This window comes from Gandjariella thermophila (genome assembly GCF_005405885.1).
GTDB lineage: Bacteria > Actinomycetota > Actinomycetes > Mycobacteriales > Pseudonocardiaceae > Gandjariella > Gandjariella thermophila.
The window spans coordinates 1-22,362 of record NZ_BJFL01000028.1 but is presented as its reverse complement, the minus strand read 5'-3'; the positions used below and the strand labels follow the sequence as shown (position 1 = coordinate 22,362).

General features: G+C 72.2%; 21 protein-coding genes. 17 read left to right on the top strand and 4 right to left on the bottom strand.

What is annotated here, in order from left to right; translation table 11 throughout:
• Window positions 1-6: 6 nt before the first annotated feature.
• Window positions 7-1,014 carry a cyclase family protein gene (locus FFT21_RS21535; protein WP_192909675.1) on the bottom strand — a complete coding sequence of 336 codons (1,008 nt, stop codon included), beginning with the start codon at window positions 1,012-1,014 and terminating at the stop codon, window positions 7-9.
• Window positions 1,015-1,144: 130 nt separating this feature from the next.
• Between FFT21_RS21535 and FFT21_RS21530 the strand changes: the two genes are divergently transcribed.
• Both FFT21_RS21530 and FFT21_RS21525 read left to right on the top strand, forming a co-directional pair.
• Window positions 1,145-2,008, top strand: coding sequence for a 3-hydroxybutyryl-CoA dehydrogenase (locus FFT21_RS21530; RefSeq protein ID WP_137815730.1), 864 nt, complete (start codon window positions 1,145-1,147; stop codon window positions 2,006-2,008).
• 199 nt (window positions 2,009-2,207) lie between these two features.
• Window positions 2,208-3,395, top strand: a complete 1,188-nt coding sequence (locus tag FFT21_RS21525) for a glycosyltransferase (protein WP_225978623.1) — start codon at window positions 2,208-2,210, stop codon at window positions 3,393-3,395.
• Between the two features lie 48 nt (window positions 3,396-3,443).
• On the opposite strand, the gene FFT21_RS21520 is transcribed toward FFT21_RS21525, so the two are convergent.
• A complete protein-coding gene (locus FFT21_RS21520) occupies window positions 3,444-5,069 on the bottom strand; it encodes a monocarboxylic acid transporter (RefSeq protein ID WP_137815729.1) in 1,626 nt (541 codons plus the stop codon).
• 670 nt (window positions 5,070-5,739) lie between these two features.
• Here FFT21_RS21520 and FFT21_RS21515 point away from each other — a divergent pair.
• The 15 genes from FFT21_RS21515 (at window position 5,740) to FFT21_RS21445 (ending at window position 20,989) form a co-directional block, all read left to right on the top strand.
• Window positions 5,740-7,146, top strand: coding sequence for an L-lactate MFS transporter (locus FFT21_RS21515; protein WP_137815728.1), 1,407 nt, complete (start codon window positions 5,740-5,742; stop codon window positions 7,144-7,146).
• Window positions 7,146-7,460, top strand: coding sequence for an MFS transporter small subunit (locus FFT21_RS21510; RefSeq protein ID WP_137815727.1), 315 nt, complete (start codon window positions 7,146-7,148; stop codon window positions 7,458-7,460). The genes FFT21_RS21515 and FFT21_RS21510 overlap by 1 nt, the downstream gene beginning before the upstream one ends.
• 410 nt (window positions 7,461-7,870) lie before the next feature.
• Window positions 7,871-9,385, top strand: a complete 1,515-nt coding sequence (locus tag FFT21_RS21505; protein WP_225978622.1) for a sensor histidine kinase — start codon at window positions 7,871-7,873, stop codon at window positions 9,383-9,385.
• Window positions 9,382-9,801: a roadblock/LC7 domain-containing protein gene (locus FFT21_RS21500; protein WP_137815726.1), complete on the top strand. Its 420-nt coding sequence runs from the start codon at window positions 9,382-9,384 to the stop codon at window positions 9,799-9,801. The genes FFT21_RS21505 and FFT21_RS21500 overlap by 4 nt, the downstream gene beginning before the upstream one ends.
• Entirely contained in the window at window positions 9,798-10,154 is a 357-nt protein-coding gene (locus FFT21_RS21495) for a DUF742 domain-containing protein (RefSeq protein WP_137815725.1), read from the top strand. The genes FFT21_RS21500 and FFT21_RS21495 overlap by 4 nt, the downstream gene beginning before the upstream one ends.
• 62 nt (window positions 10,155-10,216) lie before the next feature.
• Entirely contained in the window at window positions 10,217-11,467 is a 1,251-nt protein-coding gene (locus tag FFT21_RS21490; protein WP_137815724.1) for a cytochrome P450, read from the top strand.
• A gap of 371 nt (window positions 11,468-11,838) precedes the next feature.
• Window positions 11,839-13,119 carry an aspartate aminotransferase type Ic gene (locus FFT21_RS21485; protein WP_137815723.1) on the top strand — a complete coding sequence of 427 codons (1,281 nt, stop codon included), beginning with the start codon at window positions 11,839-11,841 and terminating at the stop codon, window positions 13,117-13,119.
• 153 nt (window positions 13,120-13,272) lie between these two features.
• Window positions 13,273-13,728 carry a cold shock domain-containing protein gene (locus tag FFT21_RS21480; protein ID WP_225978621.1) on the top strand — a complete coding sequence of 152 codons (456 nt, stop codon included), beginning with the start codon at window positions 13,273-13,275 and terminating at the stop codon, window positions 13,726-13,728.
• A 156-nt stretch (window positions 13,729-13,884) separates the two neighbouring features.
• On the top strand, window positions 13,885-14,481 hold the full coding sequence (locus tag FFT21_RS21475) for a helix-turn-helix domain-containing protein (RefSeq protein WP_137815722.1): 597 nt from the start codon (window positions 13,885-13,887) through the stop codon (window positions 14,479-14,481).
• A gap of 171 nt (window positions 14,482-14,652) precedes the next feature.
• Window positions 14,653-15,957: an MFS transporter gene (locus FFT21_RS21470; RefSeq protein ID WP_137815721.1), complete on the top strand. Its 1,305-nt coding sequence runs from the start codon at window positions 14,653-14,655 to the stop codon at window positions 15,955-15,957.
• A gap of 14 nt (window positions 15,958-15,971) precedes the next feature.
• Entirely contained in the window at window positions 15,972-17,339 is a 1,368-nt protein-coding gene (locus tag FFT21_RS21465) for an FAD-dependent oxidoreductase (protein WP_137815720.1), read from the top strand.
• Window positions 17,336-18,523: a CaiB/BaiF CoA transferase family protein gene (locus FFT21_RS21460; RefSeq protein WP_137815719.1), complete on the top strand. Its 1,188-nt coding sequence runs from the start codon at window positions 17,336-17,338 to the stop codon at window positions 18,521-18,523. The genes FFT21_RS21465 and FFT21_RS21460 overlap by 4 nt, the downstream gene beginning before the upstream one ends.
• Window positions 18,520-19,314 carry an enoyl-CoA hydratase-related protein gene (locus FFT21_RS21455; RefSeq protein WP_137815718.1) on the top strand — a complete coding sequence of 265 codons (795 nt, stop codon included), beginning with the start codon at window positions 18,520-18,522 and terminating at the stop codon, window positions 19,312-19,314. The genes FFT21_RS21460 and FFT21_RS21455 overlap by 4 nt, the downstream gene beginning before the upstream one ends.
• 17 nt (window positions 19,315-19,331) lie before the next feature.
• Window positions 19,332-20,213, top strand: a complete 882-nt coding sequence (locus FFT21_RS21450; RefSeq protein WP_225978620.1) for a dihydrodipicolinate synthase family protein — start codon at window positions 19,332-19,334, stop codon at window positions 20,211-20,213.
• Between the two features lie 2 nt (window positions 20,214-20,215).
• Entirely contained in the window at window positions 20,216-20,989 is a 774-nt protein-coding gene (locus FFT21_RS21445; RefSeq protein WP_137815716.1) for an SDR family oxidoreductase, read from the top strand.
• A gap of 13 nt (window positions 20,990-21,002) precedes the next feature.
• On the opposite strand, the gene FFT21_RS21440 is transcribed toward FFT21_RS21445, so the two are convergent.
• Together FFT21_RS21440 and FFT21_RS21435 are read right to left on the bottom strand one after the other, a co-directional pair.
• The gene (locus tag FFT21_RS21440; RefSeq protein ID WP_225978619.1) at window positions 21,003-21,128 is read right to left on the bottom strand and encodes an SDR family oxidoreductase; all 126 of its coding nucleotides are present in this window, start codon (window positions 21,126-21,128) and stop codon (window positions 21,003-21,005) included.
• Window positions 21,129-21,237: 109 nt separating this feature from the next.
• A complete protein-coding gene (locus tag FFT21_RS21435) occupies window positions 21,238-22,236 on the bottom strand; it encodes a TIGR03842 family LLM class F420-dependent oxidoreductase (protein ID WP_137815715.1) in 999 nt (332 codons plus the stop codon).
• Window positions 22,237-22,362: the final 126 nt, after the last annotated feature.

The following is a 22,362-nucleotide window of genomic DNA, read 5'->3' as shown; positions in this document are numbered from 1 at the left end:
CAGCCGTCAGCGGATCGCGGTGGCGTTGGCCGGGGAGCCGACCCCGCCGACGATGTTCAGCGGCTTGGCCACCAGCAGGCACTCGTAGCGGCCGTCCGAGGCGCACGCTTCGGCCAACTCGTCCAGCCGCCACAGCTCGCCGAGCGGCATGCCGAGCAGCGGAATGAGGACCCGGTGCATCAGCCCGGTGTGCCGGTCGCGGGCCAGCCGCCCGGTCCGCTCGGCTTCGGTGACGAACGGCGAGTCACCCACCGCCGGCCACGCCTCGACGGCGAACGTGTCGGTGGCGACCAGGGCGACACGGTGGTCCCACAGCCACGCCACGGTGTCGTGGCTCTGCCGCAGCCCGGGGCAGCGCAGCGGGTTCACCGCCCTGGCCCGTTCCGCGCGGTCCAGGCCGAGGTGGTGGGCGACCCAGCCGGTGCGGATCATCACGATGTCACCGGGCCGCGGCGTCACGCCGTGCTCCGCCGCGGCCGCGTCCACCACGTCGATGCCGATGGCGTGGTTGGTGGTGTGGTCGATCGCCTCGCCGCGGGCCGCCAGGTACCGGCCGACGTCGACGAGCACACCCCGGCCGACGATGCCATGCTCGGCGAAGGCGCTGATGCCGAGCAGCGGGTCACCGGTGACGAGCCGGTCCGGGTCGGCACCGTTGTAGAAGCCCCAGTCGGGGTGGCCGAAGTGGCGCAGCCCGTCGATCTGGCTGCCGACCTGGGTGTAGAAGCCGTCCAGCCACTCGTCGCGGTGAAACGGGCTGACCCCGAACATGTGGTGTCGCAACGGTTTCCTGGTCGGCGTCAGTGCCGGGGCGAACGCGGGTTCCGGCAGGTCGAGGTTGAACCGGTCGCCGGTGCGTACCGCGTGCGCGGCCTGCACGGTCCGCTGCGGGGTCAGGTGGTTGAGCGTGCCGAGCTGGTCGTCCGGCCCCCACAGGCCCCACGCCGACCCGGGTGGCACGCCGTCGGTGCGCGCCAGCAGATCGGCGTAGCTGGGCAGCCCGTCGTCGGACACGGCCCGCATGCTACGACCGGCGGCCGTCCCGAGCGATCACCGCGTGGGTGCATGACGCCGGCGCGCCGAGCACGGATACTCACGACGGCGCGGCACATCGCCGCATGGGCAGGCAGGGGAGTGGAGTCGGGTGAGTGACATTCGCCGGGTGGGTGTGGTCGGCGCGGGGCTGATGGGTTCCGGCATCGCCGAGGTCTGTGCCCGGGCCGGGCTCGACGTGCTGGTCAACGAGATCAACGGGGACGCGTTGGACGCCGGCCGGCAGCGGATCGCGAGGTCGCTGGACCGCGCGGTGCGGTCCGGGAAGCTGTCCGAGGCGGACCGGGACGCGGCGCTGGGCCGGATGTCCTTCACCACCGACCTCGGCGAGTTCGCCGACCGGGACCTGGTGGTGGAGGCGGTGATCGAGCACGAGCAGACCAAGCTGGACGTGTTCACCACCCTGGACAAGGTGGTCGGCCGGGAGGACGCGATCCTGGCCTCGAACACGTCCTCCATCCCGATCATGAAGCTGGCCATGGCCACCCGCCGGCCGCAGCAGGTGATCGGCCTGCACTTCTTCAACCCGGTGCCGGTGCTCAAGCTGGTCGAGCTGATCCCTTCGCTGCTGTCCGGGGCGGACACCCAGGCGCGGTCCGAGGCGTTCGTCACCGGCGTGCTGGGCAAGACGGTGGTCCGCTCCCAGGACCGCGCCGGGTTCGTGGTGAACGCGCTGCTGATTCCCTACCTGCTGTCCGCGATCCGCATGCTGGAGTCCGGGTTCGCCTCCGCCGAGGACATCGACAACGGCATGGTGCTGGGCTGCAACCACCCGATGGGGCCGCTGCGGCTGGCCGACCTGATCGGGTTGGACACCACCAAGGCGGTGGCCGACTCGATGTACGAGGAGTTCAAGGAGCCGCTGTACTCGGCGCCCCCGCTGCTGCTGCGCATGGTGGACGCCGGCCTGCTGGGCCGGAAGTCCGGTCGCGGTTTCTACGACTACTCGGGTTAACGGCCCCGCGGCAGCACCATCGGCAGCACCGTGGTCAGCCTGCGCCAGTCGGAGCTGGCCACGCTGGCGTGGTGCGCGGCGAGCAGCCGGACCCGGTCGGTCGCCTGCGCCACGGGGGACCGCCCGACGCGTGCGGCATGGGCACGCCCCGCTGGCGGAATGCCGCCGTCCACCGGCCGGCTCTGGCAGGCTGCGCGGCGTGGACGTCGGGATGGACGTGGTACGCGGGCTCGCCGTGCTGGCCCTGCTGGTCTGGGTGTGGCTGACCGTGGGCCGGGGCGGTTTCTGGCGCACCGATCTCCGGTTGCCGGCGCGACGGCAGCCGGACCGCTGGCCCCCGGTGGCCGTCGTGGTGCCCGCGCGGGACGAGGCCGCGGTGCTGCCGGAGACGCTGCCCACCCTGCTCGCCCAGCGCTATCCCGGCCCGGCGCGGGTGATCCTGGTGGACGACGGCAGCACCGACGGCACCGCCGCGCTGGCCGAGCGGCTGGCGGACGGGCACCGCCGGGAGCGCGGCGGGGAGCATCCGGGTCTGCCGCTGACGGTGATCGCGCCGGGCGAGGCCCCGGACGGCTGGACCGGCAAGCTGTGGGCGGTGCGGCACGGTGTGGCCGAGGCGGGTGAGGTGGAGTTCCTGCTGCTCACCGACGCGGACATCGCGCACGGCCTGGACTCGCTGGCGAATCTGGTGGCCGGTGCCGTCGCCACCGGCTGCGACCTGGTGTCGCGGATGGCGGTGCTCCGTACCCGGACGGCGTGGGAGCGGCTGGTGGTGCCGGCGTTCGTGTACTTCTTCGCCATGCTCTACCCGTTCCGCTGGGTCAACCGGCCGGGGGCGCGCACCGCCGCCGCGGCCGGCGGGTGCTGCTTGGTCCGCCGTGCGGCCCTGGCCCGCGCCGGCGGGGTGGACGCGATCCGCGGCGCGGTGATCGACGACGTCGCGCTCGGCAGGGCGGTCAAGCGCAGCGGCGGACGCATCTGGTTGGGGCTGGCCGAGGAGGTGCGCAGCGTGCGGCCGTACCCGACGCTGGGCACCCTGTGGCGGATGGTCGCCCGCAGCGCCTACCCGCAACTGCGCTACTCGCCGCTGGTGCTGGCGGCCACGGTGCTCGGGCTCGCGGTGGTGTTCCTCGTCCCGCCGGCCTCCACGGTCGCCGGCGCGGTCACCGCCGATCCGGTCACTCTGCTCGCCGGGGCGGCGTCCTGGCTGCTGATGGCCGCCACCTACGGCCCGATGCTGCGCTACTACCGGCAGCCGGTGGCCGCGGCGTTCCTGCTGCCCGGTACCGCGCTGCTGTACCTGCTGATGACCGTGGACTCCGCGGTGGCGCACTGGCGCGGGCGCGGCGCGGTGTGGAAGGGCCGCAGCTATCCGGCGTCCCGGTGACCCGATCCGGCCCGCACGCCCGACCGGGCCGCGCGGGCGGGGGCCGGACTACCGGGGCACGGCCGCGCGGGCCGCCGCCCCCTCTGCGCCGATGCCGGTGAGCGCCCGCACCTCCATCTCGGACTGCTTGGCCGCGTGGTCGGCGGTGTTCCGCGCGGTGACGGTGCCGAGATAGCCGCAGACGAAGGAGAACGGGATGGACACCAGCCCCGGGTTGGTGAGCGGGAACCAGTGGAAGTCGACGCCCTTGACGATCGACGTGGGGGCGCCGGACAGCACCGGGGACGAAGCGATGAGCACCAGGCAGGAACCCAGGCCGCCGTAGATGCTCCACAGCGTGCCCCGGGTGTTGAACCTCCCCCAGAACAGCGAGTACAGGATCGTGGAGAGGTTCGAGGACGCCGCGAGACACAACGCCAGCGAGACGAGGAAGGCGACGTTCTGCCCGTTGGCCATGATGCCGCCGGCGATCGCGAGCATGCCCACCACGAGCGCGGTGATCCGGGCGACCCGGACCTCGGCGGAGGTGTCGGCGTTACCCCGCTTGATCACGTTCGCGTAGACGTCGTGCGAGAACGAGGCGGACGCGGCGAGCGTCAGGCCGGCGACCACCGCGAGGATGGTCGCGAAGGCGACCGCGGACACCACGCCGAGCAGCACCGCTCCGCCGATCCGGAAGGCGAGCAGCGGCGCCGCCGAGTTCTCCCCGCCGGGCGCGTGCCTGATGGTGTCGGCGCCGACCAGCGCGGTCGCGCCGTAACCGATCACCAGGGTGGACAGGTAGAAGATGAACATGCACCAGGTGGCCCAGACCACGGAGCGCCTGGCTTCCTTGGCGTTCGGCACGGTGTAGAAGCGCATCAGCACGTGCGGCAGGCTGGAGATGCCCAGCACCAGCGCGAGCGCCAGGGACACGAAGTCGAGTTGGCTGGTGAGGCCGCCGCCGTACCAGCCGCCCGGCCCGAGCAGGCCGCCGCCCAGCGGGCTGCGCTCGGTGGCCTGCTGCATCAGCGCGGACAGGCTGTAGCCGAACTTGCCCATCAGGAAGATGCTGATCAGCGTCACGGACAGCAGCAGCATGCTGGCCTTGATGATCTGGACCCAGGTGGTGCCCTTCATGCCGCCGACCAGCACGTAGAAGATCATCACCAGCCCGACGATCAGGATGACCACGGCCTGACCGCTCGCGTCGTGCACGTTGAGCAGCAGCGCGATGAGACCGCCCGCGCCGGCCATCTGGGCGAGCATGTAGAAGAACGAGATGACCAGGGTGGAGATTGCCGCGGCGGCGCGCACCGGACGTTGCCGCATCCGGTAGCTCATGACGTCGCCCATGGTGAAACGGCCGGTGTTGCGCAGCAGCTCAGCGATCAGCAGCAGGTCGACGAGCCAGGCGACCAGCCAGCCCACCGAGTAGAGGAACCCGTCGTAACCGTGCACCGCGATCGCCCCGGAAATGCCGAGAAAGGACGCCGCGGAGAGGAAGTCACCGGACAGCGCGATGCCGTTCTGCGCACCGGTGAACCGGCCGCCGGCCGCGTAGTAGTTGGCCGTGGTGTTGTTGCCGCCGCTCGCCCGGTACACCACGTACAGCGTGATGACCACGAACACGCCGAAGACGCTGAGGTTGATCGTGGGATTGCCGGCGGCGGTCGCCGCGAGGTTCCCCGTCATACCGCCGCCCCGGCCGCCGCGCTCCACAATTTGCGGTACGAATAGGTTTCGTTGTTCGTCGCCGATGACCGAACCCGCCGGTTCGTCGTGCCCGCGGCCGAGAACCACGACGGGCACGGCACAGCCCTGGTCACTATCCCTCCCAGTAATTGTCTCTCGATGGTGACGCGAGAGCGCTTTCGGTGGGCGGCAGAATAGCGGTGTCAGGCGGGCCGTCAATGCCGTATGTGAATCTGTCAACTTGTCGCCTGGTCAGGGGGTCGCGGGGCATGGCGGGGCTCGTCCGGTGATGCGGCCGCCATGAGCCGGTGACCCGGTTCCCTCCGGATGCTGGCGGCGCGACCACCAGGCAGACGACGCCCGTTTCGCCGGTATGCCCAGTTTGGCGGGGTTGGTCGGCGCCCGAACCGATCGGAACCCGAGGCTCACTCCCAACCTGTAGGACGGGTTGACCAACGGTGACTTCGCAGGTGGAAGAATGGTTTTCCGAGGTATCGGCTGGTCGGCTCAACGTGCGGAGGGTGGCCGATCGTTGTCCTCGCCTTCCCCCGCCGCTATGCTCTCCGCCGTTTTCGTTGTTCGGCTCCCTGAATGAGCACGTCAGTCCACGCCAGTCAGGCGTGACCCGCACGTTCTGCGGACCGCGTGCAGAGACCGGAGGTACGCCAGAGTGGGGCTCCTCGAGCGCTCCCGGACGATCGCGAAGCCAGGATGGAGCCGTTGGCTGGTGCCCCCGGCGGCTCTCGCCATTCATCTCTCCATCGGCCAGGCCTATGCGTGGAGCGTGTTCAAGACGCCGCTGGAGAAGGCGCTCGGCATTTCCGGAACGGCCAGCGCGCTGCCGTTCCAGCTCGGCATCCTGGTGCTCGGGCTGTCCGCGGCGTTCGGCGGGACGCTGGTGGAGCGCAAGGGACCGCGTTGGGCGATGTTCGTCTCGCTGGTGACCTTCTCCTCCGGCTTTCTCGTCGCCGCGCTCGGCGTGGCCACCAGGCAGTACTGGCTCGCCGTGGTGGGCTACGGGCTGATCGGCGGAATCGGGCTCGGGATCGGCTACATCGCGCCGGTGTCCACGCTCATGAAGTGGTTCCCGGACCGGCCCGGTATGGCCAGCGGCATCGCCATCATGGGGTTCGGCGGCGGCGCGCTGATCGCCTCGCCGTGGTCCTCGCAGATGCTCACCGCGTTCGGCAGCACCACGAACGGAATCGCCACCGCGTTCGTCATCCACGGTGTGGTGTACGCGGTGTTCATGAGCCTCGGCGTGCTGCTGGTCCGGGTGCCGCCGCCGGGCTGGCGGCCGGCCGGTTGGACGCCGTCGCGGGCGGCGGTGCGGAAGCTGGTCACCATCGCGGACGTGTCCGCCGGAAACGCCGTGAAGACGCCGCAGTTCTGGCTGCTGTGGGTCGTGCTGTGCATGAACGTCACCGCGGGCATCGGCATCCTGGAGAAGGCGTCGCCGATGATCCAGGACTTCTTCCGCGGCACCCCGACGCCGGTCACCGCGACCGCCGCCGCCGGGTTCGTCGCGTTGCTCTCCCTGGCCAACATGTCCGGACGGTTCGTGTGGTCGTCGGTGTCCGACCTCGCCGGCCGGAAGAACGTCTACCGTTTCTACCTCGGATTCGGCGCGATCCTCTACGCCGCCATCCTGCTGGCCGGGAACAGCAGCACCGCGCTGTTCGTGGTCGCCGCGATGCTGATCCTGTCCTTCTACGGCGGCGGTTTCGCGACCTTGCCCGCGTACCTCAAGGACCTGTTCGGCACCTTCCAGGTGGGCGCCATCCACGGGCGGTTGCTCACCGCGTGGTCGGTGGCCGGTGTGCTCGGGCCCGCCATCGTGGACGCCATCGCGGACGCCCAGAAGAGGGCGGGGCACGCCGGCCCGAGTCTGTACTCGCTGTCCTTCTACATCATGATCAGCCTGCTGGTCGTCGGCTTCGTCGCCAACGAGCTGATCCGTCCGGTGCACCCGCGGTTCCACGAGCCGACGGCGGCCGCGGACTCCGCCGGCGGGGCGGGCGCGGCGGAGCCGAAGGACCCGAGCGCCGAGGTGCCGATCGAGAGCGCGGTGAACTGATGGCCGACACCCCGCGGGACGACACCGGCGACACCATCGCGCCGGAGGACGGCATGGCGACCACGACCGGCGCGGCCGAGGCCGACGCCGCGGCGGGCACCAAGGAAGCCGCCGAGGAAGCCGCTGCGGCGCAGGAGCCCGGCGCGGCCGGCGAATCCGGCGTTGCCGAGGAAGCGGGTGCCGGCGCGGCGTCCGGTGATGGCGTGTCCACGTCCCGCGTGGCCCTGCTGGTGGTGGCCTGGCTGTGGGTGGCCGCACCGTTCCTCTACGGCGTGTACCAGCTGATCCGCACCGCAACCAAGCTGTTCCGGTAGCTCCCGTACACTGTCCACATGCGACGGTGCGACGGCCGTAGCACGGCGTTCGCCCAGCACGGGCGGTGCCGGGGACGGCTTCGCGGTGCCGGCCGAGACGGCGACGATCTTATCGCTTAGGATGCCGAACCTGTAGAGGATTCGAATCCGCCGCGCGACGGCGGCGCCGCGACGGATGTCGGAGGCGAAGCGAGGACCGTGCCCACGGCGACGGACATTCCGGCCGAGCGTGTCGCGGCGGCCCCGGGCGCATCGGGGTGCCGGCCGCGAAGCCGGAACCGGTACCCCCGGTACGTTCCGCGTGCTTCCTGCCGACGGCGTCGAGCGCTGCGCCGCACACCCGCCCGCCGCGCCAACCGCCCCCTGAGGACTCCATGTCGGCAGACGCGTCCGTATCTGATCATCAGGCAGTGCGCTCGTCGTGGACACCGGCGCTGCTCGTGCTGCTGGCCGCGGTGCTGGTCACCGGAGGGGCCTGGCTGTGGGTCGCCTTCGCCGCACCCGCTCAGGGCATGGCCTGGTACGGGGTGGCCGCCGCGGTACTGCTGAGCGCGGCCGTCGCGGTCGCGGCGTACCAGGCACAGGGCCGGCGCCGGCTGCGGGCCCGGGTCGCCGCACTGGACGCGGAGGCCGCACGGCTGGTCGACGAGGTGTTCCCCGCGGTGGTGCGGCGGTTGCGCGAGGGAGAGTCCGCGGAGACCGCGCTCGCCGCGGCGCCCGACCCCGCCGGCGGCGCCCACCAGCGCGCCGCGCACATCCTGGCGCACGAGATCGTGGCCGCCTACCGCGGCGGGGTCGGCGTGATGGAGGCGGAGGCCACCAGAATGGCCGAGGAGACGCTGCCGGCGGCGGTGGAGAAGCTGCGCGGCGGGTCCTCGGCGGACACCGCGCTCGCCGCGGTTCCCATCCCCGCCAACGACGCCCACCAGCGCATCCTGGAGTTGATGGTGCGGCAGGTCGCCGACGGCCAGCGGCGGCGCGCCGCGGCGATGGCCTCATGCGCCAACGCGGCGGGCCGGGTGCAGGCGCTGACCACCAGCATGGCCGCCGAACTCCGGGACATGCAGCATCGGCACGGCGATGACCCGGACGTGTTCGGTGACCTGCTGACCCTGGATCACATCAACGCGCAGGCCGGGCGGCTCGCGGACAGCATCGCCCTGCTCTCCGGCGCCCGCTCCGGCCGGCGCTGGACCAAGCCGATCGTCATGGAGAGCATCCTGCGCGGCGCGATGGGCCGGATCAGCGCCTACCAGCGGGTGGAACTGCACTGCACCACCGACGTCGCGGTGGTCGGCTACGCCGCCGAGGGCGTGATGCACGTCCTCGCCGAGCTGATGGACAACGCCACCAGTTTCTCGCCGCCGGCGGAGCGGGTGCACGTCTACGTGGAGGAGGTGATGGCTGGCCTGGAGGTGATCATCGAGGACGGCGGGATCGGGATGAACGAGGCGGCGCGGCACCGCGCCGAGGAGGCCGTCTCCGCCGAACCGCTGGACCTGACGGAGCTGCCGGGGACCCGGCTTGGCCTCGCGGTGGTGGGCCGGCTCGCCCGCAAGCACGACCTGACGGTCTCGTTCCGCCGGTCCTCGCGCGGCGGCACCCGCGTCGAAGTGATCATCCCGCGGCCGTTGCTCACCGAGGCCAGGCGGGAGTCGGGGTCGGACGCCGGGCGTACCGCGCCCGCGCCGGCCGCGGCATCCGGCGAGCAGGCCACCGAGACCGTCACCGAGACCACGGCGGGCGGTTTGCCCAAGCGCCCCAAGGGAAAGTCATTCGCGGCGCCGGGCGGCGACACCGGCGTCCGGGACCGCCCCGCCCGGCCCCGGGTCGACCCGGGCGCCCGGTTCGGGGCGTTCCGCGCGGCCGGCCGCGTGCGGCGCACCGAGAGCGAGGACGCGCCCCAGACCGAGGAGGGCCGATGAGCACCGCTGACCGTGACCTGACCTGGCTGCTGGAGAACCTGGTGGCGCAGACGCCGCAGACCCGGCACGCGCTGGTGCTGGCCGGCGACGGGCTGCCGATCTGCTGGACCACCACCCTGGACGAGACGCTGGCCTGCCAGCTCGCCGCCATCGCCTCGGGCGTGCAGAGCCTCGCCCACGGGGCGTCCGCGCTGTTTGGCGACGGCAGCGGCGGCGTGCGCCAGTCGCTCACCGAGTTCGGCGGTGGGCTGCTGTGCATCATCGAGGCCGGGGAGGGTGCCCACCTCGCCGTCGTCGCCAGTGAGGACGCGGACGCCGGCCTCGTCGGGCACAACATGAACGAGATGGTCGAGCGGATCGGGCAGCTGCTCAGCGCCCCGCCGCGCGACCCCGAGCGCACCCAGGCATCCGCATGAGCCGTCCCGTCGACCGGGAGGACCCGGACCGGCTCTACACCGTCACCCGGGGGCGCAGCCGCGCCGACGACGCCGGCCTGGATCTGGTCACGCTGATCGTGCGGGAAAGCGATCCCACGCCGGGCCTGCGATCCGAGTACGTCCGGATCTTACGGATGTGCGAGGCGCCCACGGCGGTCGTGGAGATCGCCTCGGCGCTGCGGCTGCCGGTGATCGCGACCAAGATCCTGTTGCGTGACCTGCTCGACATGGGCATGGTCACCGCGCGCCATCCGCGTTCGGCTCCGGGCCGCGACGGGCTGCCCGATCCCGCGGTCCTGCGGAGGGTCCTCAGTGGACTGGAAAACCTCTGACGGCCTGTTCTGGAACCAGACCGACCTGCGATGACGAGCGCCCCGCCCCATCGGAGCAGCCCATGACGAACCTCGACCAAACCCGCGACGGCGCAGCCTCCTCCTTGCCGCCAGCCGGGCAGGAGGCGGTGCCGCTGTACGGGCCGCGGTTCAGCCAGCGTCCCGGGGACCTCTACCGGGAACTGCGCCAGCGGTACGGTCCGGTCGCGCCGGTCGTGCTGGAGGGCGGGGTGCCGGCCTGGCTGGTGCTGGGCTACCGCGAGGTGTACCACGTCGCCAGCAATCCGCAGCAGTTCGCGCGGGACTCGCGGCGCTGGAACGCGTGGTCGGAGATCCCGGACGACTGGCCGCTCATGCCGTACGTCGGCTACCGGCCCACCGTGCTGTTCACCGAGGGCGAGGAGCACCGCAGGCGCGCCGGGGCGATCAGCGACGCGCTGGCGGCCGTCGACCAGTTCGAGCTGACCGCGATCTGCGAGCGGACCTGCGACGAGCTGATCGACGGGTTCGCCGGCCGCGGTGCGGCGGACCTGATCACCGAGTACGCGCACCGGATCCCGGTGCGGGTGGTGGTCCGGCTGTTCGGCATGCCGGATGCCGACCTGCCCGCGCTGATCCACGACATCGCCGTGTCCCTGGACGAGGGCGAGGAGGCCGTGGCCGCGCACCAGCGGACGGTGGCGCGCATGCGGCAACTGGTCGCCGGCAAGCGCCAGCAACCAGGACCGGACGTCCCGTCGCGGATGCTGGCGCATGCCGCCGGACTGTCCGACGAGGAGGTCGCCCTCGACCTCCTCATGGTGCTGGCCTCGGCCCAGCAGCCGGTGGCCAACTGGATCGGGAACACGCTGCGGCTGATGCTCACCGACGACCGGTTCGCGATCACCCTGGCCGGCGGGCGGCGCAGCGTCAGTGAGGCACTCAACGAGGTCCTCTGGGAGGACACGCCGACGCAGAACTTCATCGGCCGCTGGGCCGTGCGCGACACCCGACTCGGCGGCCGCCACATCCGCGCGGGCGACCTGCTGGTGCTCGGCCTGGCCGCGGCCAACGCCGACCCAAGCGTTCGCCCGGACTCCTCCCCGGGGACCAGTGGCAACCACGCGCACATGTCGTTCGGGCACGGCGAGCACTCCTGCCCGCACCCGGCCCCGGAACTGGCCGAGGTGATCGCCCGGTCCGCGATCGGGGTACTGCTCGACCGGCTGCCCGACGCGGCCCTCGCGGTCGGCGCCGACGAGTTGAGGTGGCGCCCTTCGGTGTGGATGCGCGGTCTGTTCTCGCTGCCCGTGCGGTTCACGCCGGCCGGATGAAGCGATATTTCCCTGGTGCCGGAGCGGCGGCTTTTCCTGCCGCATGACCCGGTATGCGCGCCACGCGTCGACGGGAATTCGACAGAAAAATGTCTGCCGGCTGTCGGGCCGTGGTCGTCGCGCTTCCTCGGTGCAGGACACATGGCCGACCGACGGTGACGGCTGTTCGGGCTGGCGCGTCAGGTCCGGACCGGGCACCCTGGCACGGAAGCCACTACGCTGCGTATCCGTTCCAGCCGAACGGCCACCCGAACCGACCCTGGACCACTCCGGGACCCGGCGCCGCCCGGGGTGGCTGCACGGTGCGGCGCGCGGTAGAGCAGGATCGGGGGCGTCCCCACCACCGTGTTCGGACTCGAAGGAAGGCTCAGATGGATCTCACCGCACTCGCACCGGACGAGCTTGCCGCGCGCCGGGATGCGCTCCGCGCCGCGCATGACGACCTGCGGGCGCGGGGCCTGAAGCTGGACCTGACCCGGGGCAAGCCGTCGGCCGAGCAGTTGGACCTGTCCGAGGACCTGCTCGACCTGCCCGGCACCGGCCGGCACACCGCACCCGACGGGACGGACTGCCGCAACTACGGCGGCGGCCTGCAGGGACTGCGCGAGCTGCGGGAGATCTTCGCGCCGTTCGTCGGGGTGCCCGCCGACCAACTCGTCGCCATGGGCAACTCCAGCCTCGCGCTGATGCACGACAACCTGGTGTTCGCCCTGCTGAACGGCACTCCGGACGGCGGCCGCTGGGTGGACTCCGAGGTCGCCTTCGTCTGCCCGGTGCCCGGCTACGACCGGCACTTCGCGCTGCTGGACCGGTACGGCATCCAGGCGGTTCCGGTGCCGATGACCGGGGACGGCCCGGACATGGACGTGGTGGAGCGGCTCGTCGCCGACGACCCGCGGATCAAGGGCATGTGGTGCGTGCCGCTGTACAGCAACCCCACCGGGGCCTGCTACTCGGCGGAGACGGTCCGGCGGCTGGCCGCCATGCCCACCGCCGCCCCGGACTTCCGGTTGTTCTGGGACAACGCCTACGCGGTGCACCACCTGACCGGCACCGAGCACACCGTCGCCGACGTGCTGGCCGAGGCGGAGCGCGCCGGCCACCCGAACCGGCCGCTGGTGTTCGCGTCCACCTCGAAGATCACCTTCGCGGGCAGCGGGGTGGCGTTCTTCGGCTCGTCCCCGGCGAACGTCGCCGCCTTCCTGGCCTCCGCCAGCAAGCGCACCATCGGCCCGGACAAGATCAACCACCTGCGGCACGTCGCGCTGCTGCGGGACGCCGAGGGCCTGCGCGCGCACATGCGCCGGCACCGCGAGATCATCCGGCCCAAGTTCGAGCTGGTCGACGAGCTGCTGCGCAAGCACCTGGACGGCGCGGTGGCGTCCTGGACGCTGCCGCAGGGCGGCTACTTCATCAGCCTGGACGTGCTGGACGGCTGCGCCAGGCGGACCGTCGAGCTGGCCAAGCAGGCGGGTATCGCGGTGACCCCGGCCGGCGCGACGTTCCCCGGCGGCAACGACCCAAGGGACCGCAATATCCGCATCGCGCCGACCTACCCGCCGACCGAGGAGCTGACCGAGGCGATCACTGGTCTCGCGCTGTGTGTGCAGCTCGCCGAGGTGGAGAGGTTGCTCGCGGGTAACGGTCGGTAGCCGGCGGTAAGGCCGGGAGAACGGACCCGGACACGCCGGGAAGCGCCCGGCCGCGCGCGGCGGCCCACTCCTTGAGGGCCGCCGCGCGCGGGTGTAGCCTGATCCGACGGCGATCAATTCGACAATTTTCTCGGGGCGCTGACGGTGGCTGTTGTGGCCGAGGTGACGGGTAAGGTCCTTCGTTTCGACCCCATTCGGGGTTATGGTTTCATTGCGCCCGAATCGGGTGGCGAAGACGTTTTTCTGCATGTCAATGATCTGCTGGACGAAAAGCACCTCGTCCGGGCCGGCGCCATCGTCAGGTTCCACATCGAGGAGGGCGACCGCGGTCTCAAGGCGTCGTCGGTGCGGGTCGTGGACACACCGCCCGCCGTGGTTCCCGCCCGCCCGTCGGCGGCCTCCGGAGTCGCGACCGGCAGTGCGGCGGCGGGTGCGGACACCGGCGAGGACGCCGGCGGGTTCTGCGACGTGCTCACCGGCGCCGAGTTCCGGCAGGCGGTCACCGAGGCGCTGCTCGACGCCGATCCCTCGCTGACCGGCGGCCAGATCCTCAAGGTGCGCCAGCGGCTGGCGAAGCTCGCCCTGCAGCACGGCTGGGTGGAAGGCTAGCGCCGCCTCGGCGGCGGCAGGACCGGCCGCCCCGCACGGCGCGCGGACGTCCCGGCCGGCGCCCCCGTTCGGCGCGGGACGGTCTGGCACCGGTGAACGGCAGGTGACGCGCACCGAAGCATTGACATGCTGAAGAACTTCATTATGGTGAAGCGCATGACTCGCCCGGCAGAGGTGGAACCCACCGCCGAGGCCGGCCAGCTGCTCACCGCGGTCGGCGCCAAGATCCGCTCCCTGCGCAAGGAGCGGGGGCTGACCCTGGAGCGGCTGAGTGAGTTGTCGGGGCTCTCCACGGGCATCATCAGCCAGATCGAGCGGGGCAAGGCGAACCCGGCCTTCACCTCGCTCGTGCAGCTCGCACACGGGCTGGACATCCCGGTCGGGCGGCTGTTCCACGTGGAGGAGCGGACCTCCCCGGTGGTTCGGAAGGGGGAACGCCGGCGGCTCGATCACCATGGGATCGAGACCAACGGCCGCTACGAACTGCTGACGCCGGACCTCAACGGCGCGCTCGAGGTGACGTGGGTGGAGACTCCGCCCGGCCACGACACCAGCGCGACGCCGTACCGGCACAACGGCGAGGAGTTCGGCCTCGTCCTTTCCGGCGTCACCGACGTGTACCTGGACGGCGTCCGTTACCGGCTGGAACCCGGAGATTCCATCCGATACGCGTCGACCATTCCGCACTGGTACACCAATCCGGGTCCGGAGACGTGCACCGCGGTATGGGTGATCACGCCGCCGTCCTGGTGAGCACCCGCGTTCCGGTCGGTGCCATGTCGCGCCGGCGCCGTTTCGGCTTCCTTTCGGACTGACGCCGCCGTCATCCCCTTTTTCCGCCGCGAGAAGGCGATCGTCGCATTCCGCCGACCCGCGGCCACCTTCGCGCACCCGGCGTGCGCGCACGCCACCCAGAGGTGGGCCATGACCTCGACAGCACAACCCCCGGTGACCACGGGACCGTCGCGGACCGGCAACCGCCGTGCCCTGCTCGGGCTCGGCCTCGGCAATACCCTCGAATGGTACGACTGGCAGATCGCCGGCCTGCTGGCCGCGCTCCTCGGCCCGAAGTTCTTTCCCGGCCACGACTCGCTGGCGTCCACATTGAACGCGCTCGCCGTGTTCGCCGTCGGCTTCGCCGTTCGGCCGCTGGGCGGCGTGGTCCTCGGCACGGTCGCCGACCGGATCGGCCGCCGCGCCGTCATGCTGCTCTCCGTGGCTATCATGGCGGTGGCCACGCTCGTCATCGCGATCCTCCCCGGCTACCAGCAGATCGGCCTGTGGGCCGGGGTGATGTTCGTGGCCTGCCGGCTGGCTCAGGGCCTGTCCACCGGCGTCGAGGCGCCGCTGTCCACCGCGTACGCGATGGAGTTGGCGCCGAAGGGCCGGGAGGGCCGCTACGCCGGCGTGATCAGCCTCTTCGTCAACATCGGCATCCTCGGTGCCTCCCTGGTCAGCTTCGTGGCCAGCGGCGTGCTCGGCAACGCCGCGATGGCCAGTTGGGGCTGGCGGGTGCCGTTCGCGGTCGGCGCGCTGCTCGGCGTCGTGGTGATCTACCTGCGCCGCTCGCTGCCGGAGACGCTGCACGACGTGTCCACTCCGGACGAGGCGCCCGCCGCGTCCACGGCGGGGGTGTGGCGGCAGGTCGGCCGGCACTGGATCGGCCTGCTGGCGATCCTGTTCGTGGTCGGCGCGGCGCAGGCGTTCAACTACGCCTGGAACGTCGGGCTGCCCAGCCTCGCCCGCGGCGCCTTCCACGAGAACTCCACCGCGGTGTTCGGGCTGACCACCCTGCTCGGGCTCGTCCTGGTCATCGGCTCGCCGATCGTCGGGGCGCTGGCCGACCGCCGGAAACTGTCCCGGGTCTTCCTGGTCACCCGGATGCTCGCGATCCCCACGATGTTCCTGATGCTCGCCTACACGGCCCGCGGCATCGGGCTGTTCGCCGCCGTGCTGCTGGTCGGCGGCGTGGTGCTGGTGGCCAACATGACGCTCTACAACGCGGTCAGCACCTCGCTGATGCCGAAGGCCTGCCGGGCCGCCGGATGCGGCATCGGCTACGGCGTCGCGGTCGCGCTGTTCGGCGGCACCGCGTCCTACCTGCTGGTGTGGCTGCAACAGCAGCACCGGGCCTGGCTGTTCGCCGCGTACGCGGCCGCGCTCTGCGCGGTCAGTGTCGTGCTCTACCTGGTTGCCCGCCGTCGCAGCGGCGTCTTCGTCGCCGAGTGAGGAGGTTTTCCACCATGCCAGAACGCCACGGCCCGTACGACGAGATTCCGCTGGAGGCGGTGACCGCGCCGGTGGTCCGCCGCTCCGACGTGGTCGTGGTGGGTGGCGGCCCGGCCGGGGTGAGTGCCGCGGTCGCCGCCGCCCGCCGGGGCGCCTCGGTGACCCTTCTGGAGCGCTACGCCGCGCTCGGCGGCCTGGCCTCCGGCGGGATGGTTCTGGTGCTCGACGACATGTGCAACGGCGACGAGATCACCGTGCGCGGCGTCGTCTCCGAGTACGTCGAGCGGCTGGACAAGCTCGGGCTCGCGGTCTACCCGCCGGAGAGTGACCGGTACGCGTCGCCGGAGATGTGGGCGCGGTGGGGGCGGTACGGCACGTTCGACTTCCACACCCGCACCAACCCGAAGCCGATCTGCTACGCGGTCGCCTTCGACCCGGACGGCTGGAAGCGGGTGTCCAACGACCTGGTCCGGGAGAGCGGCGTGCACCTGCGGCTGCACAACTGGTTCTCCCGGCCGGTCGTCCAGGACGGGGTGATCCGGGGCGCGGTGTGCGAGACCAAGGCCGGCCCGCAGGCGGTGCTCGGCGACGTCGTCGTCGACACCACCGGCGACATCGACGTCGCCTCCCGCAGCGGCGCGGATTACGTCCACGACCGCTACCTGGTCACCCTGGTGTTCCGGCTCGGCGGGGTGGACACCGCGACCGCGGAGCGGTTCGAGCAGCGGCACCCGAGGGAGGCGCGGGCGATCAACCGCAGGGTGAAGCGGATGCTCGGTGGCGCCTGGGAACTGTGGTGGCTGAAGACCCCGGTGCCCGGGGTGGTGTGGTGCAACTGCCCGCACCTCACCGGGTTCGACGGCGCCGACCCGGAGTCGTTGACCGAGGCGGAGTTCGAGGCCCGCGCGCGGATCGCCGAGGTGGTCGAGTACGTCCGCCGGGAACTGCCCGGGTTCGCCGACTGCTACGTGGTGGACGTGGCCGAACAGATCGGCGTGCGGCAGACCCGGCTGCTGCGCGGCGAGTACGTGGTCACCAAGGACGACCTGGTGACCCGGCGGCACTTCGCGGACACGGTGTGCCGGGGCCGGGACTACTACACGCCGTACCGGGCGCTGCTGCCGCGCGGGGTGGACGGCCTGCTGGTCGCCGGCCGGCACTACTCGGCCACCCCGGACGCGCAGCGGATGTCCCGGGAGATCCCGCCGTGCATGGCCATGGGCCAGGCCGCCGGGATCGCCGCGGCGATCGCCGCGGACACCGGGGTCACCCCGCGCGAGGTGTCCGTTTCGGACATCCGGCGCGGCATGCGCGAGCAGGGCGCCGACCCGGGCGACGTACCCTCGGCCGACGCGACCGTGGCCGAGGAGGTGCCGGCATGAGTTCGCCACTGCCCCTGGAGGGCGTCACCGTCCTCGACTTCACCCAGGTGTATCTCGGTCCCGCCGCCACCCAGATGCTCGGCGACTACGGCGCCGACGTGATCAAGGTGGAGCGGCCGGGCACCGGGGACCTGTCCCGGACCTCGATCACCGACCCGGCCGGGCTGGACAATCCGGTGTTCCTCAGCATCAACCGGAACAAGCGCAGCATCAGCATCGACACCCGCGCCGGAGACGGCAGGCAGGTGATCCGCGACCTGGCCCGCGAGGTGGACGTGGTGGTGAGCAACTTCCGGCCCGGCGTGATGGAGCGGCTCGGCCTCGGCTACGACGACCTGCGCGCGATCAACCCGCGGATCATCTGGGCGTCCGGCACCGGGTTCGGCACCGACGGACCGTACCGGCACAAGGGCGGGCAGGACGTGCTCGCCCAGGCCTACACCGGGGTGATGTGGCGGCGGGCCTCCGACGACATCCCGCTCAACATCTACCCGACCACGCTGTGCGACTACACCACCGGCATGCACCTGGTGCAGGGCATCCTGCTGGCGCTGCTGGCCCGGGAGCGCACCGGCGAGGGCCAGAAGGTCGAGGTCGCCATGTACGACTCCATGCTGCACATGCAGATGCAGGAGGCGTGCACCCAGCTCAACCGCGGCCGCGAGGTGAACTGGGCGGCGATGCCGCTGACCGGGGTGTTCGCCACCACCGACGGCGCGGTGTGCCTGGTCGGCGCGTTCAAGGAGAACCCGCTGCGGGACATCTGCGTCGCCCTGGAACTCGGTGAGGACCTGTCCGCGCGCCCGGAGTTCGCCACCCAGGAGGCGCAGGCCGAGCACCGCGCCGAGCTGCGGCGGATCTTCCGGGACCGGTTCGCCACCAACACCACCGAGTACTGGATCAAGCGGCTGGAGGACCAGGACCTGCTGTGCGCGCCGGTGCGCACCCTGGTCGAGGCGCTGGCCGACGAGCAGACTGCGGTGAACGGCATGGTGGTGGAGATGGACCACCCCGCGGCCGGGCGGTTCCGGGCGCTCAACGCGCCGGTCCACCTGTCCGCCACCCCGGCGCGGGTGCGCCGGGTGCCGCCCCGGCTCGGCGAGCACGGCGCGGAGATCCTCGCCGAGCACGGCTACCCCGCCGACCGGGTGGCCGCGCTGCGTGACCAGGGGGTGCTGCGATGAGCGGGACCGTCGACGGCGTGCGGTTCGAACGGGACAAGCACGTCGCCCGGGTGACCATCGACCGGCCGACGGTGCTCAACGCCGTCGACCGGGCCACCCACCACCGGCTGGCGGCGATCTGGCGGGACATCGAGGCCACCCCGGACGTCCGGGTCGTGGTGCTCACCGGCGCCGGCGACCGCGCGTTCTGTGTCGGCGCCGACATGTCCGCCGTCGCCACCGAGAAGACCGGCCTGGAGTACTGGGCGGATGCGGACCCGAACGGCTTCGGCGGTCTGTCCCTGCGGGACACCCTCGACGTGCCGGTGATCGCCCGGGTGAACGGCTACGCGCTGGGCGGCGGCATGGAGCTGGTGCTCGGCTGCGACATCGTGGTCGCGGCGGAGCACGCCCAGTTCGGGCTGACCGAGCCGCGGGTGGGACGGCTGCCGCTGGACGGCGGCATCGCCCGGCTGGTCCGCCGCGTCCCGCACACCCAGGCGATGGGCCTGCTGCTCACCGGCCGCCGCGCACCGGCCGCGGAACTGCACCGGATGGGCCTGGTCAACGAGGTGGTGCCAGCGGAGGACCTGGACGCCGCGGTGCGCCGCTGGGTGGACGACATCCTCGCCTGCGCGCCGACCTCGGTGCGGGCGATCAAGCAGATGGTGCAGCGCACGGCGCACCTGCCCGCCCGCGAGGCACAGTCCGTTCGGCTGCCCGCGGTGCTCGCCGCACTGTCCAGTGCGGACAGTGCGGAGGGGGTGCGGGCGTTCCGGGAGAAGCGGCCACCGGTATGGCTGGGACGGTGAACGGAGGAACCCTCGGTATGCCAACGAGTCCACTCGCCCGCGGGGTGTGGGGCGTCGTCGCCACACCGTTCGCCGGGTCCACTCTGGACGTCGACGAGGCGAGTCTGGGCAGGCTGGTGGCGCACTACGAGAGCGTCGGCGTCACCGGGCTGACCGTGCTCGGCGTGTTCGGCGAGGCCGCCCGGCTGTCCACCGCGGAGCGCGCCGCGGTGCTGGAGGTCGTGGTCGACGCGGTGTCGCTGCCGGTCGTGGTCGGCGTGACCGCCACCGCGCTCGCCCCGGCGGTGGAGGAGGCGGAGCTGGCCACGAAGATCGCCGGCGACCGGCTGGCCGGGTTGATGATCCAGGTCAACACCGCCGACCCGAAGCAGCTCGCCGGCTACCTGCGCGCGGTGCACCACGCCACCGGTGCCGGCATCGTGGTGCAGGATTACCCAGTCGTCACCGGGGTGACGATCGGCGCGGCCGGCCTGGCCGCCGCGGTGCGCGAGGTGCCCGCGGTGGTCGCGGTGAAGGCGGAGGCGCCGCCCACCCCGGCCGCGGTGGCCGCGCTCACCGCGGGCACCGGCGTCCCGGTGTTCGGCGGGCTCGGCGGCCTGGGCCTGCTGGACGAACTGGCCGCCGGCGCGGCCGGCGCGATGACCGGGTTCTCCTTCCCGGAGGGCCTGGTGGCCTGTGTGGACGCCTGGCGGAGCGGCGGGTACCCGGCGGCGCGCGCGGCGTACCTGCCGTACCTGCCGCTGGTCAACTTCGAGGCGCAGGCCGGAATCGGCCTGGCGATTCGGAAAGAGAGCCTCCGCAGGCGTGGCCTTCTGATGGACTCGGGGGTGCGGCCGCCCGCGCCGGCCATGCCGGCCGCGCTGGCCGACCAGCTCGGGCGTCATCTGGAGGTGCTGTAGTCATGGATCTGGGAATCGGCGGCCGGACCGCCGTTGTGTGCGCGTCGACCAGCGGGCTGGGGGAGGCGGTGGCCCGCGCGCTGGGCGCCGAGGGCGCGAACGTCGTGGTGTCCGGCCGGCGCGGGGACCGCGCCAAGGCGATCGCCGCCGAGCTGCCCAGCGCGCTCGGCGTGGAGGTCGACCTGGCCGCGCCGGACGGCCCGGACGCGTTGCTCGCCGCGGCCACCGACGCGTTCGGCGAGGTGGACATCCTGGTGCTGAACGGTCCCGGCCCGCGACCGGGCACCGCGGCCAGCGCCACCGCCGGGGACATCGCGGGGGCGGTGCGCACCCTGGTGCTGGTGCAGCAGCGGCTGGTCGCGGCCGTGCTGCCGGGCATGCGGCGGCGCGGTTGGGGGCGGATCCTGGCCGTCGGCTCCAGCGGTGTGCAGGCCCCGATTCCAAACCTGGCACTCTCCAACACCGGCCGCGCGGCCCTGGCGGGCTACCTCAAGACGCTGTCCGCCGAGGTCGCCGCGGACGGCGTCACCGTGAACATGCTGCTGCCCGGGCGGATCGCCACCGACCGGCTGGCCGCGCTGGACGCGGCCACCGCCGAGCGGGAGCGGCGCTCGGTCGACGTGGTCGCCGCCGACGCGCAGGCGGGCATCCCGGCCCGCCGCTACGGCCGCCCGGAGGAGTTCGGCGCGGTCGCCGCGTTCCTGTGCGGCAGCCAGGCGTCCTACGTCACCGGCACCGCGCTGCGGTGCGACGGCGGCCTGGTCGGCGTGCTCTGACCACCCCGGCCGGTCAGCCGTGGCCGAGCAAGGTGCCACCGTTGACCTGGACGATCTGCCCGGTGGTCCACCCGGCGTCGACTGCGGCGAGATACGCCACGGCGGCGGCCACCTCGGCGGGGGTCCCCGGCCGGCCCACCGAGCAGATGGTGACGATCCGGCCGCCGGGACGTGCCAGCGCGGCAGCAGCGCCTCGGTGAGCAGCACGGCCGGGTAGGAGCTGGAGCGCGCTCCAGGTCAAGCACCGCTCAGCCGGTGAACCGGCCGATGATCTCCTCGCCGTAGGCGTCCAGCGTCTTCTCCCGCTGGTCATGCATCAGGTACACGGCAAACTGGTCGACGCCGATCTCGCGCAGCTCCGCCAGCCGCTCCACGTGCGCGGACACCGGGCCGACCAGGCAGAACCGGTCCACGATGGCGTCCGGCACGAAGTCGGTGGACGGGTTGCCGGCGCGGCCGTGGTGGGAGTAGTCGTAGCCCCTGCGGCCGGAGATGTAGTCGGTGAGCGCGTGCGGCACCGGGCCGTCCTTGCCGTACCGGGCGACCAGGTCGGCCACGTGGTTGCCGACCATGCCGCCGAACCATCGGAGCTGGTCCCGCTGGTGCGGCAGGTTGTCCCCGACGTAGGCGGGCGCGGCCACGCACATGGTGATCGACCCCGGGTCGCGGCCGGCCGCGGCGGCCGCCTCGCGCACCGAGCCGATCGTCCACCGGGCGATGTCCGGGTCGGCGGTCTGCAGGATGAACCCGTCGGCCTGTTCGCCGACCATGCGCAGCGCCCTCGGCCCGTATGCGGCCATCCACATCTCCAGCTTCCCGTCGCGCACCCACGGGATCCGCACCGGCGCGCCGTGGTGCTCGACCTCGCGCCCCTCGGCCAGCTCCTTGATCACGTGCATGGCCTGGCCGAGGGTGGCCAGCGATGCGGGCTTCTGGCCGATCACCCGGCGCGCCGAGTCGCCGCGCCCGATGCCGCACACGGTGCGGTTGCCGAACATGTCGTTCAGCGTGGCGAACAGCGACGCGGTGACCGACCAGTCGCGGGTGCTCGGGTTGGTCACCATCGGCCCCACCGTCAGCGACGAGGTCTGGGCGAGGATCTGCGAGTAGATCACGAACGGCTCCTGCCAGAGGACGCAGGAGTCGAAGGTCCACCCGTGGCCGAAGCCGCACTCCTCGGCGGCGCGCATCAGCGTCACCACCTGCCGGGCGGGCGGGTCGGTCTGCAGGACGACACCGAAGTCCATGTCTCCTTACCTTCTTCCTGTGTCGCTCGGGGCCGGTCGTAGGGTTCCGACGACCCAGGGGTGCCGGGTATGGCTTCCATGCCTCCGCCAGCGATGGCCCAGGGGGATTGGCCGCCCGGCATCCCA

Coding starts and splice junctions, on each gene's coding strand:
- FFT21_RS21520 (WP_137815729.1), bottom strand. CDS start 5,069: ATGACGGGGAACCTCGCGGCGACCGCCGCCGGCAATCCCACGATCAAC.
- FFT21_RS21510 (WP_137815727.1), top strand. CDS start 7,146: ATGGCCGACACCCCGCGGGACGACACCGGCGACACCATCGCGCCGGAG.
- FFT21_RS21500 (WP_137815726.1), top strand. CDS start 9,382: ATGAGCACCGCTGACCGTGACCTGACCTGGCTGCTGGAGAACCTGGTG.
- FFT21_RS21495 (WP_137815725.1), top strand. CDS start 9,798: ATGAGCCGTCCCGTCGACCGGGAGGACCCGGACCGGCTCTACACCGTC.
- FFT21_RS21490 (WP_137815724.1), top strand. CDS start 10,217: ATGACGAACCTCGACCAAACCCGCGACGGCGCAGCCTCCTCCTTGCCG.
- FFT21_RS21485 (WP_137815723.1), top strand. CDS start 11,839: ATGGATCTCACCGCACTCGCACCGGACGAGCTTGCCGCGCGCCGGGAT.
- FFT21_RS21475 (WP_137815722.1), top strand. CDS start 13,885: ATGACTCGCCCGGCAGAGGTGGAACCCACCGCCGAGGCCGGCCAGCTG.
- FFT21_RS21470 (WP_137815721.1), top strand. CDS start 14,653: ATGACCTCGACAGCACAACCCCCGGTGACCACGGGACCGTCGCGGACC.
- FFT21_RS21465 (WP_137815720.1), top strand. CDS start 15,972: ATGCCAGAACGCCACGGCCCGTACGACGAGATTCCGCTGGAGGCGGTG.
- FFT21_RS21460 (WP_137815719.1), top strand. CDS start 17,336: ATGAGTTCGCCACTGCCCCTGGAGGGCGTCACCGTCCTCGACTTCACC.
- FFT21_RS21455 (WP_137815718.1), top strand. CDS start 18,520: ATGAGCGGGACCGTCGACGGCGTGCGGTTCGAACGGGACAAGCACGTC.
- FFT21_RS21450 (WP_225978620.1), top strand. CDS start 19,332: ATGCCAACGAGTCCACTCGCCCGCGGGGTGTGGGGCGTCGTCGCCACA.
- FFT21_RS21445 (WP_137815716.1), top strand. CDS start 20,216: ATGGATCTGGGAATCGGCGGCCGGACCGCCGTTGTGTGCGCGTCGACC.
- FFT21_RS21435 (WP_137815715.1), bottom strand. CDS start 22,236: ATGGACTTCGGTGTCGTCCTGCAGACCGACCCGCCCGCCCGGCAGGTG.